We start from the raw sequence: 16105 nt of genomic DNA, 5'->3' as shown, positions 1-16105 counted from the left end.
GGTCAACAGTCCCCGACCTTGATATCAGGGAATTCCCGGCGAAGTCAGGGAGAACCCCTATGGCTGTGGCCCCGCCGGGCGGGGGACGCTGCCACTGGTCCACCCGAAGTCCCTCCCCGGACGCTTTCGCGAGGCGTATCGGTCATCTCGCCATGTCTTCATCTGCTTTGAGAGGAGTGCGCATGCCTGTCTTGGCGGTCGGCCTGGCGTTGCTGGGATCGCTGTTCTTCGCACTCGGGGCCGCACTGCAGCAGTTCGAGGCGGCGGACACGGTCCGGGCCACCCTACGTCACCTGATCAGGCGTCCGCGATGGCTGCTCGGCGGCCTGGCCATCGCGACCGGCACCGGCCTGCACATCGTCGCGCTGAAGTACGGCCCGCTCACGCTGGTCCAGCCGATGGGCGTGGCCAGTCTCCTGTTCGCGCTGCCCTGCGCCGCCGCCCTGCGACGGCGCAGGCCCCGGCCCGGCGAGCTCGCCGCCGCGGCCGTGATCGCCGCCGGGCTCATCGGCCTCGTCCTGGCCGTGCCCCGGCACGACAGCGATCCCCATCTCGGCACCGGAGGCGCGGTGACCCTGCTCGCGGGGGCGGCCGCCGTCGCCCTGGCGCTGTGGACCGCCGCCCGGCAGGCGCCCCCCGCCGGGCGGGCCGGTCTGCTCGCCACGGCGGCGGGCGTGCTGTACGGCGCGACCGCCACGCTCACCCGGGTCCTGGTCGACGGGGAGTGGGAGCCCTGGTTCCTGCTCGCCGTCCCGCTGCCCGCCCTGATCGCGCTGGCCCTGCTGCAACGCGCCTACGCCGTCGGTCACTTCGGCGTCGCGTTCGCCACCCTCCAGGTGGCCGATCCCCTGACCGCCGTCGCCTTCGGCGCCCTCCTCCTGGGCGAGCCCCTGCCGACCGACGCCGCCGGCGCGCTGACCGCACTGGCGGCGGGCGCGCTGACCGCAGCCGGCACCCTCGCGCTGGCTCGCACCACTCCGATGTCCCCCACGCGTCCCTCGACCGCCTGATGAACGGATCGCCCATGGCCATGTCAGCCGTCCCCACGCTCGCTCCCGCACCCCCCGCCCCCGCACCCCTCGCCACCCGGCCACGCCGGGTGCTGATCGGCACCGACACCTACCCGCCCGACGTGAACGGCGCCGCTTACTTCACCCACCGGCTGGCCTGCGGCCTGGCCGAGCGGGGCAACGAGGTCCACGTGGTCTGCGCCTCGGACGAGGGACCGGCCAGGACCGAGTACGTGGACGGCGTGACCGTGCACCGGCTCCGCTCGGCGCCGCTGCTGGTCCATCCGACCATGCGCATCTCGGTGCCCACCCGGCTGGACCGGCTCATGGAGAGCATCGCCCCGGACGTGGTCCACGTCCAGGGACACTTCGTGGTCGGCCGCGCCGCGATCTCGGCCGCCCGGCGCGGAGACGTCCCGGTGGTGGCGACCAACCATTTCATGCCGGACAACCTCTTCCAGTTCGCGCACATCCCCGCCCAGCTTCGCGAGCGGGCCGGAGACCTGGCCTGGCGGGATTTCAAACGCGTCTTCTCCCGGGCCGACCGGGTGACCACGCCGACCGGAATCGCCGCGGGACTGCTCACCGGCAAGGGCTTCACCCTCCCGGTGGAACCGGTCTCGTGCGGCATCGACCTCGACAGGTTCCAGCCGCGCGCCGAGCCCAGGCAGTGGGCGCGCAAGGCGTTCGACCTGCCCGACCGCGACACCGTGCTGTTCGTCGGGCGGCTGGACGAGGAGAAGCGGCTGGACGAGCTCGTCCGCGCCCTGCCGTACATCCTCAACGGCACCGACGCCCAGCTCGCGCTGGCCGGCACCGGAGGGCAGCGGGCGGCGCTGGAGAGGCTGGCGCGCCGGATCGGGGTCGGCGACCGGGTGTTCTTCCTCGGATTCGTCCCCGACGAGGTGCTCCCCCAGGCCTACGCCGCCGCCGACGTGTTCGCCATGCCCGGCGTCGCGGAGCTGCAGAGCATCGCCACCCTGGAGGCCATGGCCACCGGACTGCCGGTGGTCGCCGCCGACGCGATGGCCCTGCCTCACCTGGTACGGCCCGGCGAGAACGGCCACCTGTTCCGGCCCGGTGACGTCCGGGAGCTGGCCCGCCACCTCGACGGCCTGCTCACCTCGCCCGATCGGCGCGCCGCCATGGGCGCGGTCAGCCGCGCGATCGCGCTGACCCATGACCACCGGGCGTCCCTGGCCCGTTTCGAGGCGATCTACCGGGAAGTGGCCCGATGAACGAGGAGCCGGTGTGGCGCTGGCCGGGGATGGCCGGGGCGGTGGCCGCCCTGGCCTCGATGGCCTACGCGCACGTGGTCGCCGCCGGCGCGGTGGACCCGATGCGCGGCCTGATCAGCGACTACGCGCTGTTCGACGCCAGCGCCTGGGCGATGGCCGGCGGCACGATCATGCTGGCCATGGGCGCGATGTGGGTCGCGTACGGCCTGGCGCGGGTGGACCCGGCGGGCAGCGCCGCGGCACGCGTGCTGTTCGTCGCCGGAGCGCTGGGGCTTCTGCTCACCGCGGTGTTCCCCACCGACGCGACCCCGGGGGTCGCCTCGGCCGGCGGGGAGATCCACCGCTGGGCGGCGGCGGTGGTCTTCACCGCGCTGCCCTGCGCGGGCTGGATGACGGGCCGGCGGTTCCGGAGGCCGGCGCTGTCGGCCGTCAGCACGGTGTCGACCGTGCTCCTGGCGGGGTTCCTGGCGACTCATCCGGGGTCGCCGGTCGCCGAGCTGATCGACGGTCCCGCCTACTACGGCCTGGTCGAACGCCTGTTGTTGCTCGCCGAGATGGCGTTGGTCTTCCTGGCCGCCCGAAGCGCCGGGGGCCCGGTGCCGGCGCCGACGACCCGCCCGCTGCGCGAGCGGCGCTCCCTACCAGACGCCGGTGAACGCCCCCTTTCGGACGCTAATAAAAGCGACATATCCCCGCTTACCGAACCCCACTTTACCTACGCTAACGTAGGTTACGGTTCCGTAGTCAGTGAGGGAGATCCCCATGCGAGAATTGAGTCAGACCGAGCTGCTGCTTGAGCTTGAGCCCGTCGTCGCCGGGGAGCTGGACCGGCACGACAAGGTGGCCAAGGAGTGGTTCCCGCACGAATACGTCCCGTGGTCCGAGGGCCGGGACTACGACGGCATCTTCGGCGGCGAGGCGTGGGTCGAGACCGACTCGAAGCTCCCCGAGGAGGCCCGCGTCTCCCTCATCGTCAACCTGCTGACCGAGGACAACCTCCCCAGCTACCACTACGAGATCGCCACCGCCTTCGGCCGTGACGCCGCCTGGGGCACCTGGGTGCACCGCTGGACCGCGGAGGAGGGCCGCCACGGCACCGCCATCCGCGACTACCTGACGGTCACCCGCGCGGTCGACCCGGTCGCCCTGGAGCGGGCCCGGATGACCCACATGGGCGAGGGCTTCACCAACTCCTACGAGGGGGTGCTTCACTCGCTGGCCTACGTCTCCTTCCAGGAGCTGGCCACCCGCATCTCCCACCGCAACACCGGCAAGGCGTCCCAGGACCCGAACTGCGAGCGCCTGCTCGCCAGGATCGCCGCCGACGAGAACCTGCACATGCTCTTCTACCGCAACCTGCTCAACGCGGCCTTCCAGCTCACCCCCAGCCAGACGATGCGCGCCGTCACCGACGTGGTGACCACCTTCCAGATGCCCGGCACCGGGATCGAGGGCTTCACCCGCAAGGCGATGACCATCGCCAACGCCGGAATCTACGACCTGCGCCTGCACCTGGACGACGTGCTCATGCCGGTCCTTCGCCAGTGGGCCGTCTTCGACATGCAGAACCTCGACGCCGAGGGCGAGAAGGCCCGCGAGGAGCTCGCCGACTTCCTGGCCCGCCTGGAGGTCTCCGCCTCCCGCTTCGTCGAGCGCCGCGAGGCCCGCCGCGCCCGCCAGGCCGCCCAGGCCTGACGCCGCTCCTCCACCGGGGGCCGCCCGAGAGCGGTCCCCGGGTTCCGGTCCTCGCGGACGGCCCGCGACGGCGGGAAATAGGGCGGAAGAAGGCGATACGTCGGTGTTACCCTTCCGAAGCCGGCCGCGGGACTCCGGTGCGACTTCCGGAACCCGCCTGTGAAGCGATGACTCGCAGTTCGTGCCCCCATTCCCCGGCCGGCCCCGCACCGCACCCGGGAGGCACCGATCGAGACCCGCACCGAGACCAGCGCGGACCTGATCGCCGCCGACGACGTCCTGCTGTTCGTGAACGCGGCGATCACCTCCACCGGCCAGCGCGAGTTCCACTCCGGCGCGGACGAGCAGCACCTCTCGCTGGACTTCCTGCACCGCTACCTGCTCGGCAACTATCGCGACCTGTACGCGGCCACCCTCGCCCTGGACATCAACGACCACAACGCCGTACTGATCGCCCGTAACCTGCTGGCCACGACGGCGGAGGCGGACCCCGACCGGCGTCGCGCCGAGGGGCGTCTGATCGCCCGGCGGCTGGCCCTGCTGCCCCCGCCCCGGGTGTACGGGCTGTTTCGCGCGCTGCGCCGCGCCAGGGTCAACAACCGGCGCACCAGGACGATCATGCGAAACTGGCTGACCGGCCGTCCCGATCTCGCCTTCGACGCGGTGAAGTACCGCGGCGCCGTCAAGGACGTCGTCCGCCACGCCCATCTGAGGCCGGCCGGGGAGCTGGGGCCGTTCCTGTTCACCCCGCACAGACCGGCCGCCTACGCCACGCCCATCCTGGAGACGTGGCGGCGGGCCCACTACGAGCAGGCCGCGCTGTACGAGCTGCCCTACACGGTGGCGGAGGGGTTCGCGGCGAAGCATCGCATCGCCCGGAACGCCTTCCTGGAGCGCATCGCGCCCCGGCTCACCCGGCTGGAGCGGCTGCGGCTGCAGGAGTCGGCACGCGGCCTGAAGGCCGAGGCGGTGCGAGCCGACCTCACCGCGATGCCGCTGACCCGGTTGGCGTCATACGTGCTGGCCATCTCACCGGACGATCGCGCGCGCCGCCGCGCCGAGCTGACGACGGCGCTGCGCGCGGCCGCCCGCCGGGCCGCGGGCGACCAGGCCGGGCGCTGGGGCACGGTGGTCGGCGTCCTCGACGACAGCTTCTCCGCCTACGGCTCGGGACACAAGCGCCGCCGCCCGCTCGCCGTCGCGCTCGCCTGCCATTTCCTCCTGGAGGCACTGGCCTCCGAATACACGCCGCTGTGGTTGTCGGGCCGCTCGGACGCGCTGCTCGTCCACCCGTACGGGGCGACACCGCTCGGCGAGCGCGTCCTCGACGGCCTCGAACGCGGACCCGAGCGCCTCGTCATCGTCTCCGACGGATGGGACAACGCGCCACCGGGGCTCGCGGGAGAGGTGCTGCGGATCTGGCGCACCCGGCTCGACCCGGATCACGCCTGCGGCATCGTGCATCTCAACCCGGTCTACGACGCCGCCGACTTCGACGTACGGCGGCTGTCGCCGACCGTTCCGACCGCCGGGATCCGCGACGCCGAGGACCTGGTCGCCCTGGTGGAGCTGGCCCAGTTCGCGCAGGGGCGGACCGGACTCTCCGAGCTGCGCGGTCACCTGGCGCGCCGCGTCGAGGAATTCCTCCGGGAGGACGCGTGACGGGTCTCGCCCTCACCGGGCTCTCCACCCGCCCCGCGCAGGTCTGGGGCGGTGTGCGGCTCGTCCCGCTGGTCCGCGAGAAGCCGATCGAGGACCTGCGGCTCGATCTCCGGCTCTACGACGCGGAGTTCGGCGTCGTAGAGGTGGCCCCGCGGAGCACGTACTTCTCCTATGTCCCGCACGGGTTCGTGGCGAACTGGACACCCGACGGCACCCCCGCCGCGGCGTACGGGACCCAGCTCCGGGATTCGGCGGAGCGTGACCGTGCGCCCAGCCGGATGCCGCTGCGGTTCCACCGCCGCATGGCCCTCCGGGTCGACAAGAACCGGCTGCGCTTCCTGCCCCTGCACCTGGCGCTCGAAGGCTACCTGGCGCTGCACTTCGGCGGGCCGGAGATCGCGTGGGAGGAATGGTCGCGTCGCGCGATCGATCATGGGCTTTCGCCTCGCGGCGAGGAGGCGTACGCGGGCGCCGCCGTCAAGGGCCTGGAAGACGCCCTACGCGTCTTCGAGATCCATCCCGGCCAGTGCGGTGTCGTCGTCTACGTCGCGGACGCGCTCGCCGCCGCGTTCGCGGTGCCGCACCCCGGCGACTACCGCGCCCTGCACGCCACCCTCCTGCAGGACCTGTACGGCGAGCTGATCTACCACTACGCGATGCTCAGCGGACCGGTGCCCGACTTCCGTGCCCGTATCGCGGACGCGACGGTGCGCTCGCTCGCCGACCTGCGTGCCCAGGCCCGGCGGCAGCGGGAGGAGTGGGCGGCCTTCCACGACCAGGTCATGGCGGGCGGGCTGGTCGGCGAGGACTACACCTACCAGCATGTCCACGAGATGGGCCGCTATCGCCTGTCCCGTTTCCTGCCGCCCTTCGAGCGGCAGCGCGACAACCACATCGGCGAGCTCATCACCGACGAGGCCGGTCACGTCGCGTATCTCAAGACGTTCCGGCTGTCGGAGAACCAGGTGCGGCGTGGTCATCTGCTGACCCGGCTCGCCGCTCACGGCTGGAACCTGGCCGACACCGCCGCGGCGTTCGGCCTGACCGAGACCGAACTCGGCCTGCGCATCGAAGGCGCGGGCTTCGGCCATCTCCTCCGCCAGGACATTCTCGATCACTACCGCGCCCAGGCCCGGCGCGCGAAGAGGCCGTCAGGTTGAAGGCGGTGTCGTGGACGGCGGGAGGGAAGCCGTGGCCCGCGCCGGCTTCTCGGCTCAGGGAGCCGTGACCAGCTCGCGGGCCGAGGAGGACTCGGTGGCCGGCCGCAGCCTGCGCAGGAAGGTCAGCACCAGCAGCGCGGCCAGGGCGGTGGTGACCGGCGGGACCAGGAAGGCCGGGGTCGCGCCGAAGCGGTCCACGAGCTGGCCGGCGACGGCCGCGCCGGTGGCGATGCCCAGCCCGATCGAGCCGTTGAGCCAGGTGAACGCCTCGGTCCTGACCTCGGCCGGGACCAGCGTCTCGACCAGGGTGTAGCCGGTGATGACGGCGGGGGCGATGACGAACCCGGCCATGGCCGCCCCGCCGTACAGCAGGGGGATGGATCCGGCGAGCGTCAGGGCGGCGGTGGCGGCGGAGAGCAGCCCGAGCGTGGCCACCAGCCGGGCCGGGGCGCCGATCCGCCAGCGGACGACGCCGTAGAGGATGCCGCCGGCGAAGCTGGCGCCGGAGAAGGCCGCATAGACCGGCCCGGCCGCGGCGGCCTCGCCGAGGGCGGCGGTGGAGGAGGTGATGCCGACCTGGAGGCTGCCGAAGACGGTGCCGAGCGCGACGAAGGCCACCGCGAGCACGGCCACGCCGCGCAGCCGGAGCACACCGCCCTGGGAGCGGACCCGGACCGGCATCGGCTCGGGAGCGCCCTTGCGGACCAGCGCGAACGCCAGCGTTCCGGCCACGACCATGACCAGCGCCATCAGCAGCGCCCAGACGGGAGAGAAGCCGGTCGACAGGGCCACCAGCAGCACCGGGGCGAGGGTGAAGGTCAGCTCGTCGGTGATGGACTCGACGGCGAAGGCGGTGCCCAGCCTGCCCGAACGCCCCAGCAGATGCGCCCAGCGAGCCCGGACCATCGAACCGACCTGCGGCACCGACGCCCCGGCCAGCGCCGCCGCGGCGACCAGCGGGAGGGCCGGGACACGGGCTGCGGCGAGCGCGAGCAGGCCGCCCAGCGCGAGGGCGTGCAGGACGACCTGCGGGATGAGCACCCTCGGCTGGCCGTACCGGTCGGCGAGCCGCCCGGTCTGCGGGCCGACCAGCGCCTGCGCCACGGCCGCCGCCGCGGCGGCGATCCCGGCCGCGCCGTAGGAGCCGGTGGACCACTGCACGAGCAGCAGGATGCCGAGCTGCAACATGGCGTACGGCAGGCGCGCGAGGAACGCGGGGGCGAGGAAACGCCAGGCGCCGGGGGAACCGAGCACGGCGAGATAGGACTTCATCAGTCTCCGTCGGAGTCCAGACGGAGCGCCGCCCGATCCGGGAGCACACCGTCATGGTGGGCTTCGACCGGGGTAGATACCGCCTTCCAGCGGCCGCCGTGCGGTCATTGCATGCATTCGCTCAGAACACAACAATCAGCCATCTTATGCCACGAAATGGACTCCACAGGAGCGCGCGTCCCCGCCCCGGCCCGTCCTGCGCGCCCGATCGAGATCGCCGACGGCGTCTTCACCGGCTGGACGCGCGAGCTGCCCGGCAGCCGCAAGGAGCGGCCGCCGGGCAGCGGCATCGGCCTCGACGGACTGACCGGCGATCAGCTCTTGGCCAGGTCGGCCAACGGCACCGAGGGATCGGCGAGCCGGTCGGGGTCGGTGGGGGCGCCGCCGCGGATCAGCTCCCGCACCGGCGCGATGCCCTCGTCCCACTGGTTGACGTGCATCCCGGCCACCACACGGCCGCCGGCGAGCCAGAAGGCGTGGAAGGCCCGCGCCTCCAGGTCTCCGCGGACGACGACGGAGTCGTATCCGCCCGGGGCGAACCAGCCGGAGAACTCCATGCCGACGTCGTACTGGTCGGTGAAGAAGTAGGGCGGCCGGTCGTAGACGACCTTCTGGCCGAGCATGGCCTTGCCCGCGGCCAGTCCCCCGTTGAGCGCGTTGGCCCAGTGCTCGACACGGATGTGAGTGCCGTACAGCGGGTTGAAGGCGTTGGCCACGTCGCCGGCGGCGTAGATGTCGGGGTCGTCGGTGCGCAGGGACTCGTCGACGACGATCCCGTTGTCGACGGCCAGGCCCGCCCGCTCGGCGAGCCCGGTGTCGGGGGTCACGCCGACACCGACGATCACCACGTCGGCCGGGATCTCGCCACCGTCGTCGGTGGACACCGCGCTGACGCGTCCGGCGCCCAGGAAGCCTGTCACTCCCAGGCCGAGCCGTACCTCGACGCCCTGCCCGCGGTGCACCTCGGCGAAGAAGGCGCCCATCTCGGGGCCGAGCGCGGCCTGCAGCGGCACCGGCCGCGGCTCGACGACGGTCACCTCGCAGCCGTATCCACGGGCGGCGGCCGCGGTCTCCAACCCGATCCACCCGGCGCCCACGACGACCACCCGGCCCCCACCGCGGATCGCCTCGCGCAGCCGCTCGGAGTCGTCGAGGCGGCGCAGGTAGTGGACGCCCTCCAGGTCGGCGCCGGGCACGTCGAGACGCCGGGGGGAGGAGCCGGTGGCGAGCAGCAGCTTGGCGTAGCCGATTCGCCGGCCGTCGTCGAGCTCCACCTGACGCGCCGCCCGGTCGAGGCCGGTCACGCGGTGTCCGAGCACCAGCTCCACGGAGTTGTCGGCGTACCAGCCCTCGTCGTGGACGTGGACCTTGGCCCTGTCCTCCTTGCCGAGCAGGTAGCCCTTCGACAGCGGAGGCCGCTCGTAGGGCCGCTCGGCCTCGGCGCCGATCAGCACGACCCGGCCGGCGAAGCCCTCTTCTCTCAGGGACTGCGCGGCCTTCGCACCGGCCAGGCCCGCTCCGACGATGACGAACGTCTGCTCGGTAGTCATGAATCTCTTCCTATCCGATTCCCGCGCCGGTTCCAACGAGCCTGCGCGAAGAACGCCGGCCTCTCCTTCCCCGCGGATCTCTCGTCTCGGTCCCGCCTCGGCGGCGCGTCCCTCCGGCCAAGCTCCCCGCATGTCTCCTCGTACCCCTCCCGCCCGGTCACCGCGCCCGGAAGAGCCCCTATCCCCCAGACTGGTCCACAGCCTGGCGAGCACGATGGGGATCACCATCGAGAAGCGGGCAAGCGCTCCCCGCGGCCGGTCGGCGGGTCGTCTCCCCGAACGGAGGCCGCCCGCCTTCCCGAAGGCGAGAGCCGCCCGTCAGCGTCCGTCGCCGCAGGCGCCGTGATCGGAGGGGGCCGCGGGCACGGTTTTGAACGACCGGCCCGGCCGCACGCCCACGTCGGCCGGCGCGCAGGTGGCGGTGTCGTCGGTGACGAGGGCCGCGACGACCGCCTTGCCGGAGTGGCGGTCGACGAGCCGGACGGGTTCGGCGTCACCGTCGGCGAGGTACCGGTCGCCCCACTGCATGAGACCGACCATGACGGGATACAGCGCCCACGCCTTGTCGGTGGGCTGGTATTCGTGGCGTTCCCGCTCGCCGTCCGGGCGGTAGGGGACGCGTTCGAGGAGCCCGTCGGTCACCATCTCGGCGAGGCGGCGGCTGAGGACCGAGCGGGACAGCCCCAGGTGGTGCTGGAAGTCCTCGAAGCGCCGCACCCCGTTGAACGCCTCCCGAAGCACGATGATCGTCCACTGCTTTCCGACGACGTCGAGAGCCCTGATGAGAGGGCAGTTGCCGAGGTCGACCGACATCCACTCCATGCCGCTCAGACTACCCCCTTGAGTACTGATCAAGAACTCAGCTAGGGTCTGAGTATCAGACTAGAACCCAGGGTGTCCGCCGACGCCCGTCGAAGGGAACCCCATGGCCTACGACGACTACGCCACGCTCACGGTCCGGCTGAAGGAGGGGGTCGCGTTCGTCACCATCGGCCACCCCCCGCTGAACGTCCTCGACCAGACGCTGGGCGGGGACCTGGCCCGCTTCCACGCCGAGGTCCGGGAGGACGCCGGCGTCCGCGTCATCGTGTTCGAGAGCGCGGACCCGGACTTCTTCATCGCCCACGGCGACATGCGGTCGGTCCTCAGCCCCGACCTGCTGGAGCAGCTGGCACAGACCGAACCCGGGACGCTCAACCCGCTGACGACCCTGTTCGAGGGCTATCGGACCCTTCCGCAGGTCACGATCGCCAAAGTGGCAGGGCGCGCCAGAGGGGCGGGCAACGAGTTCCTCCTCTCGCTGGACATGCGCTTCGCCGCCCGAGAGCGGGCCCTCTTCGGGCAACCGGAAGTCCATCTGGGCATGTTCCCCGGGGCCGGCGGCACCCAGTACCTGCCGCGGCTGACCGGCCGGTCCCGCGCACTGGAGGTCATCCTGGGCTCCGACGCCTTCGACGCCGACCTCGCCGAACGCTACGGCTGGATCAACCGGGCACTGCCCGCCGACGAGCTGGACGGTTACGTCGAACGGCTCGCCCTGCGGATCGCGTCCTTCCCCACCGAGGCCGTCTCGCTGGCCAAGCGATCCGTCGACTCGGTCACGCTGCCACTGCAGGAGGGACTGCGGATCGAGGACGAGCTGATCAGGCAGGTGTTCGCCGGCCCGGCGGTGACACAGCGGATGCGGGCCGCCCTCGACGCGGGCGCGCAGACCCGCGAAGGCGAACTCGATCTCGAAGGACTGCTCGAACGACACTTGTGATCCGCCTGCGACCCGGCGGCCCGTCCCCGATGGTCGCGGCCTCGGGGACGGGCCGCCGGCAGAAGGCGTGACGCCTCACGGGGAGAGTCGGGGAGGGCCGGGGACGGCGACGCGACGGCCCGGGACGGGCCCGGCCGATTATTTCATCACTTGTTGATTTCTCTTGCGCGGCGACTTATCGTTGCAGAGACGCATTGATTGCAGTGATGCAAGGAGTTGTCCCGTGGACAACGTGGAGCGCGACCGCCTGGCCGACGACCTCGGAGATTTCCGGCGAGCCCTGATTCCCGGCTTCATCCTGCAGTTGCTGCGCGGATTCGAGGGCGACGAGCCCTCGGTGATCCAGATCGCCACGCTCTACGTCCTCGACCACTCGGCACTCCCGACGCTCCGCGAGCTCGCCGAGCGCATCGACCGCTCGGTCTCGGCCACCAGCCGCCTGGTGGACCAGCTCGTACGGCGGGGCATGGTCGACCGCCACGAGGACCCCGACGACCGGCGGGCCCGGCGCATCGCCCTCACCGAGAGCGGCACGGACTTCCTGCGGGGGTTCGAGCGCGCCAGGGCGGACGCCCAGCTCAAGGTCATGGCCCACCTGACCGCCGAAGAACGCGAGATCGTGACCCGGGCCATGTCGCTGCTCGGCGAAGCCTCAAGGAGACGCACCCATGCCCACCCCGCTCATCCTGAAATTTGCTGACATCAGGGCAGAGATGTTGCCGCTCGTCGGCGGCAAGGCCGCCAATCTCGGCGTGCTCACCGCCGCGGGGCTCCCCGTCCCGCCGGGACTGTGCGTCACCACCGAGGCCTACCGCAGGGTCACCGAGCAGGCCGGGCTCGACGACGTGCTCGACGCCCTGGCCGTCACCCCCGCCGAAGACGTCAAGACCCTGAACGAGCTGGCCGGCCGGGCCCGCGAGCTCGTGCTCTCCGCCCCGGTGCCCGACGACATCGCCGGCACCGTACGGCAGAGCGCGCAGGGCCCGGTGGCGGTCCGCTCCTCCGCCACTGCCGAGGACCTGCCGCACGCCAGTTTCGCCGGGCAACAGGACACCTACCTCAACGTGATCGGCGAGGACGCCGTGCTGGACGCGGTCCGGCGCTGCTGGGCCTCCCTCTGGACCGATCGGGCCGTGGCCTACCGCGCCGCCAACGGCATCGACCACCGAGCCGTGCTGCTCGCCGTCGTGATCCAGGAGATGGTCCAGTCGGAGGTCGCCGGGGTGATGTTCACCGCCAACCCGGTCACCGGGCGGCGGCACGAGGCGGTCATCGACGCCGCCCCGGGTCTCGGCGAGGCCGTGGTGTCCGGTGCGGTCAACCCCGACCACTTCGTGGTCGACATCGTCACCGGACGGATCACCGAGCGGCGGCTGGGCGACAAGCGGCTGGCCGTACGGTCCCTGCCGGGCGGCGGCGTCGAGCACGTCGAGACCTCGGCGGAGAAGTCCTGCGTCACCGACGCGCAGATCCGGACGCTGGCCGAGCTGGGCGGCCGGGTCGAGGACCGCTACGGCTCGCCGCAGGACACCGAGTGGGCCATCGACGCCGACGGCACGCTGTGGCTGACCCAGTCGCGACCGATCACCACCCTCTTCCCCATCCCCCGGCACCTGCCGCCGACCCCGAAGACCGGCCCGATGACCGGCCCCGTGCCGGGTGGCGAGGCGGCGGCCCCCGTACCGGCCGGTAAAGCGGGACACCCGGCGGTCGCGGGCGCCGATGGGGCAGCGGCCTCCGCGCCGGCCGGTAAAGCGGCGCACCCGGCGGTCGAGGGCCCCGGCGGAACGCGGATCTACTTCTCCTTCAGCGTCGCCCAGGGCATCTACCAGCCGATCACCCCGATGGGCCTGTCGGCCTTCCGGCTGCTGTCGTCGGCGGCGGCCGGATTGATGGGAGTGCCGGTGGCCGACCGCAGGGCCGGGGCGCCGGCGTTCGCCGAGGCCGCCGGACGGGTGTTCCTGGACGTCACCGGCATCATGCGCAGCCGGGTGGGCCGGGCGGTACTGCCCCGGGTGCTCGACGTGATGGAGGCCAGGTCGGCGGTGGTGCTGCGCGAGCTGGCGGACGACCCCCGGTTCGGCGTGAACCGGCGCTCCGTACGGCCCGCCCTGCGCCGGACGGGCCGGATCGCGGCCCGTTTCCGGATCCCGGCACGAGCCGTGGAGGCCCTCCTTCGACCCGAGAGGACACGCCGGCGCGCGGAACGGCTGGGCGCGGCGCTGCGGTCGCGGCTGGCATCCCCGGCGAACGCCACCTCCCTCGAACGGCTCGACCACGTCGAACGGATGCTGGGCACCCGTGCCGTCCCGCTGCTGCCGACCGTCCTGCCGGGACCGGCGGCCGGGTTCGCCATGCTCGGCCTGGCCCACCGCCTCCTGGGCGAACGCGCCCGGCCCGGCGAGCTCCAGACCGTCCTGCGGGGGCTCCCGCACAACGTGACCACCGAGATGGACCTGGCGCTGTGGCATCTGGCCGCCCGGATCCGCCCCGACCGGGAGGCCGCGTCCCTGCTGCTCGGCACCCCGCCCGCCGAGCTGGCACAACGCTTCCACGACGGATCGCTGCCCGGCGTGGTGGACCGGGGACTGAGGGAGTTCCTGTCCGCCTACGGCTTCCGCGCGGTGGCCGAGATCGACCTGGGGGTGCCCCGCTGGTCGGAGGATCCGACACATGTGATCGGCGTCCTGGCCAACTACCTCCGGCTGGAGGACCCCGCGCTGGCCCCCGACGCCCTGTTCGCCCGGGGCGCCGCGGAGGCCGCTCTCATGATCAGAACTCTGAGCGCTCGCGCCGGAGGTGTCCGGGGCCGGGTCGTCCGCTTCGCCCTGGGCCGCACCCGGGCCCTGGCCGGCCTGCGCGAGCTGCCCAAGTACTACATGGTGACCATCCTGGCGGCCATGCGCGCCGAACTGGCGGCCGTCGGCGCCGACCTGGCCGCCCGCGGGATCGTCGATTCGCCCGCGGACGTCTTCTACCTGACCGTGGAGGAGGTCCGGACCGCCCTCGTCTCCACCGCCTCCACTGCCTCCACGGCCGCCGCACCGGCTCCGGCCACGGCGGAGGCGCCCGGGGAGGTCGCCCCGCGCGGCTCGGACCACGCGGCGCCGTACCCCGTCACGCTGCGGACGCTCGTCTCCGAGCGGCGCGAGGAGGCCGCGCGCGAGCGGCGGCGCAGGCGTGTGCCACGGATCGTGCTGTCCGACGGCACCGAGCCGGAGGCCGTGGCCGCCCACGCTCCGGTGGACGGCGCGCTGACCGGCACCCCGGCCTCGGCCGGCAGCGCGACGGGGATCGCCCGGGTGGTCCTCGACCCGCTCGGCGCGCACCTGGAGCCGGGCGAGATCCTGGTCTGCCCTTCCACCGACCCGGGCTGGACCCCGCTGTTCCTGACGGCGGGCGGGCTGGTGATGGAGATGGGCGGCGCCAACTCCCACGGAGCCGTGGTCGCCCGTGAGTACGGCATCCCGGCCGTCGTGGGCGTCGCCCTGGCGACCGAGCACATCGTCACCGGCCAGCGGATCACCGTGGACGGCACCTCGGGCGCGGTGACCACCGCCTGAGGCGAGGGCACGGCGCGGGCGGCGGTCTCGCGAGCGGCGCGCCGGAAACCGCCGGAGCTCGCGGCGACCTCGGTCACGCTCGCCCAGGGCGGCACCGCGACGGCGGCCCGGCAGGGCATCTCGGCCGGAGGGCCGAGGGGTCACAACGGACCGGAAGGTGATCCCGGGCCCCGGGGGCGCAGCTCGCCCGAGCCCCGCACGATCAGGCGAGTGGGCACCTCGACGGTCCGCGCCTTCGACCGTTCGCCGTCCAGGCGGGCCATCAGCAGCTCCGCGGCCGCCCGGCCGATGGCCGCGGGATCCTGTGCGACCACGGTCAACGCGGGCTCCAGGACCTCGGCGAGGGGAAGGTCGTCGAAGCCGACCACCGCCACGTCCCGGCGGCGGAGCCGGGCCAGCCCGAGGATCGCCCCGGTCGCGGCGAAGTTGTTGGCCGCGAAGACCGCGGTGACCGGGCTCCTCCCGCCGAGCAGCCGGGTGACGGCCGCGGCCGCCGCCTCGTGGTCGTGACCGATCTCCACCAGGCTCCGGTCGAACCCGATCCCGGCTTCGGCCAGCGCGTCCCGATAGCCCTGGAAGCGCTCCCGCCGCGTGTACAGCTCGGGGAGGTCGCCGATGAACGCGATTCTGCGGTGCCCGTGCGCGATCATGTGCGCGACGCCCGAGCGGGCGCCCTCCCGGTTGGAGGAGACCACCGAATCCGCTGTGAGCCCGGTGGCCGGCCGGTCCAGGAACAGCAGCGGCAGGCCGGCCGCCCGTTCGGCCCGCAGGTGGCGGTGGTCGCTGTCAGCGGAGGGCACCACGATGAGCGCGGTGACCCGCCGGGCCAGGAAGGTCGAGATCAGCGACCGTTCACGCTCGGCCGTCTCCTGTGAGGAGCCGACGATGAGCGTGAGGCCACGCTCTCGCACCGCGCTCTCGAACCCGCCCGCGACGGTTCCGAAGAACGGGTTTCCCATGTCCGGGATGACCAGCCCGATCGTGGAGTCGCGTGCGCCCACCCGCATGTTGCGGGCCATGAGGTTGGGCTGGAAGCCCAGCCTGCCCATGGCCTCCAGGATGCGCTCGCGGGTCTCCGCGGCCACCGGGCCGTCGTCGTTGACCACCCGGGAGACGGTCTTGGCTGTGACGCCGACCTCCCGGGCCACATCCGTCATGGTCGCGCGGCGAACCTTGGACATGGTCACCGTTCT

At 72.7% G+C, this 16105-nt stretch carries 13 protein-coding genes; 9 read left to right on the top strand and 4 right to left on the bottom strand.

Annotated elements, in window-relative coordinates; genetic code table 11:
• The first annotated feature begins 182 nt into the window (after nucleotides 1–182).
• The 6 genes from ACQPYK_RS10390 (at nucleotide 183) to ACQPYK_RS10365 (ending at nucleotide 6765) form a co-directional block, all read left to right on the top strand.
• Nucleotides 183–1010, top strand: a complete 828-nt coding sequence (locus tag ACQPYK_RS10390; protein ID WP_433253560.1) for a DMT family transporter — start codon at nucleotides 183–185, stop codon at nucleotides 1008–1010.
• 14 nt (nucleotides 1011–1024) lie between these two features.
• Complete coding sequence (locus tag ACQPYK_RS10385; protein ID WP_433253558.1) at nucleotides 1025–2248, top strand: glycosyltransferase; 1224 nt, start codon at nucleotides 1025–1027, stop codon at nucleotides 2246–2248.
• Nucleotides 2245–3045 carry a DUF998 domain-containing protein gene (locus ACQPYK_RS10380; RefSeq protein WP_433253556.1) on the top strand — a complete coding sequence of 267 codons (801 nt, stop codon included), beginning with the start codon at nucleotides 2245–2247 and terminating at the stop codon, nucleotides 3043–3045. The genes ACQPYK_RS10385 and ACQPYK_RS10380 overlap by 4 nt, the downstream gene beginning before the upstream one ends.
• Nucleotides 3011–3943 (top strand): acyl-ACP desaturase, encoded by a 933-nt coding sequence (locus ACQPYK_RS10375; protein ID WP_433253554.1) that lies wholly within the window; start codon nucleotides 3011–3013, stop codon nucleotides 3941–3943. The genes ACQPYK_RS10380 and ACQPYK_RS10375 overlap by 35 nt, the downstream gene beginning before the upstream one ends.
• A 288-nt stretch (nucleotides 3944–4231) precedes the next feature.
• The gene (locus tag ACQPYK_RS10370) at nucleotides 4232–5605 is read left to right on the top strand and encodes a hypothetical protein (RefSeq protein ID WP_433253553.1); all 1374 of its coding nucleotides are present in this window, start codon (nucleotides 4232–4234) and stop codon (nucleotides 5603–5605) included.
• Nucleotides 5602–6765 carry an ARPP-2 domain-containing protein gene (locus ACQPYK_RS10365; RefSeq protein WP_433253551.1) on the top strand — a complete coding sequence of 388 codons (1164 nt, stop codon included), beginning with the start codon at nucleotides 5602–5604 and terminating at the stop codon, nucleotides 6763–6765. The genes ACQPYK_RS10370 and ACQPYK_RS10365 overlap by 4 nt, the downstream gene beginning before the upstream one ends.
• A gap of 54 nt (nucleotides 6766–6819) precedes the next feature.
• Here the strand turns inward: ACQPYK_RS10365 and ACQPYK_RS10360 are convergent, their stop codons facing one another.
• From ACQPYK_RS10360 to ACQPYK_RS10350, 3 genes are all read right to left on the bottom strand, one after another.
• Entirely contained in the window at nucleotides 6820–8037 is a 1218-nt protein-coding gene (locus tag ACQPYK_RS10360) for an MFS transporter (RefSeq protein WP_433253549.1), read from the bottom strand.
• Between the two features lie 314 nt (nucleotides 8038–8351).
• Nucleotides 8352–9587 carry an NAD(P)/FAD-dependent oxidoreductase gene (locus ACQPYK_RS10355; protein WP_433253547.1) on the bottom strand — a complete coding sequence of 412 codons (1236 nt, stop codon included), beginning with the start codon at nucleotides 9585–9587 and terminating at the stop codon, nucleotides 8352–8354.
• A 318-nt stretch (nucleotides 9588–9905) separates the two neighbouring features.
• Nucleotides 9906–10409: a winged helix-turn-helix transcriptional regulator gene (locus ACQPYK_RS10350; protein WP_433253545.1), complete on the bottom strand. Its 504-nt coding sequence runs from the start codon at nucleotides 10407–10409 to the stop codon at nucleotides 9906–9908.
• A gap of 103 nt (nucleotides 10410–10512) precedes the next feature.
• Between ACQPYK_RS10350 and ACQPYK_RS10345 the strand changes: the two genes are divergently transcribed.
• From ACQPYK_RS10345 to ACQPYK_RS10335, 3 genes are all read left to right on the top strand, one after another.
• Nucleotides 10513–11349 (top strand): enoyl-CoA hydratase/isomerase family protein, encoded by an 837-nt coding sequence (locus tag ACQPYK_RS10345; RefSeq protein WP_433253543.1) that lies wholly within the window; start codon nucleotides 10513–10515, stop codon nucleotides 11347–11349.
• Nucleotides 11350–11572: 223 nt separating this feature from the next.
• The gene (locus tag ACQPYK_RS10340; protein WP_433253541.1) at nucleotides 11573–12049 is read left to right on the top strand and encodes a MarR family winged helix-turn-helix transcriptional regulator; all 477 of its coding nucleotides are present in this window, start codon (nucleotides 11573–11575) and stop codon (nucleotides 12047–12049) included.
• On the top strand, nucleotides 12018–14912 hold the full coding sequence (locus ACQPYK_RS10335; protein WP_433253539.1) for a PEP/pyruvate-binding domain-containing protein: 2895 nt from the start codon (nucleotides 12018–12020) through the stop codon (nucleotides 14910–14912). Before ACQPYK_RS10340 ends, ACQPYK_RS10335 begins: the two co-directional genes overlap by 32 nt.
• A gap of 140 nt (nucleotides 14913–15052) precedes the next feature.
• Here the strand turns inward: ACQPYK_RS10335 and ACQPYK_RS10330 are convergent, their stop codons facing one another.
• On the bottom strand, nucleotides 15053–16093 hold the full coding sequence (locus ACQPYK_RS10330; RefSeq protein ID WP_433253537.1) for a LacI family DNA-binding transcriptional regulator: 1041 nt from the start codon (nucleotides 16091–16093) through the stop codon (nucleotides 15053–15055).
• Nucleotides 16094–16105: the final 12 nt, after the last annotated feature.

Source organism: Streptosporangium sp. CA-135522, from assembly GCF_050949235.1.
In the GTDB taxonomy this organism is placed as follows: Bacteria; Actinomycetota; Actinomycetes; order Streptosporangiales; family Streptosporangiaceae; genus Streptosporangium.
Note: the sequence above shows the minus strand (reverse complement) of the source record. Positions and strands in the feature narration are given on the sequence as shown.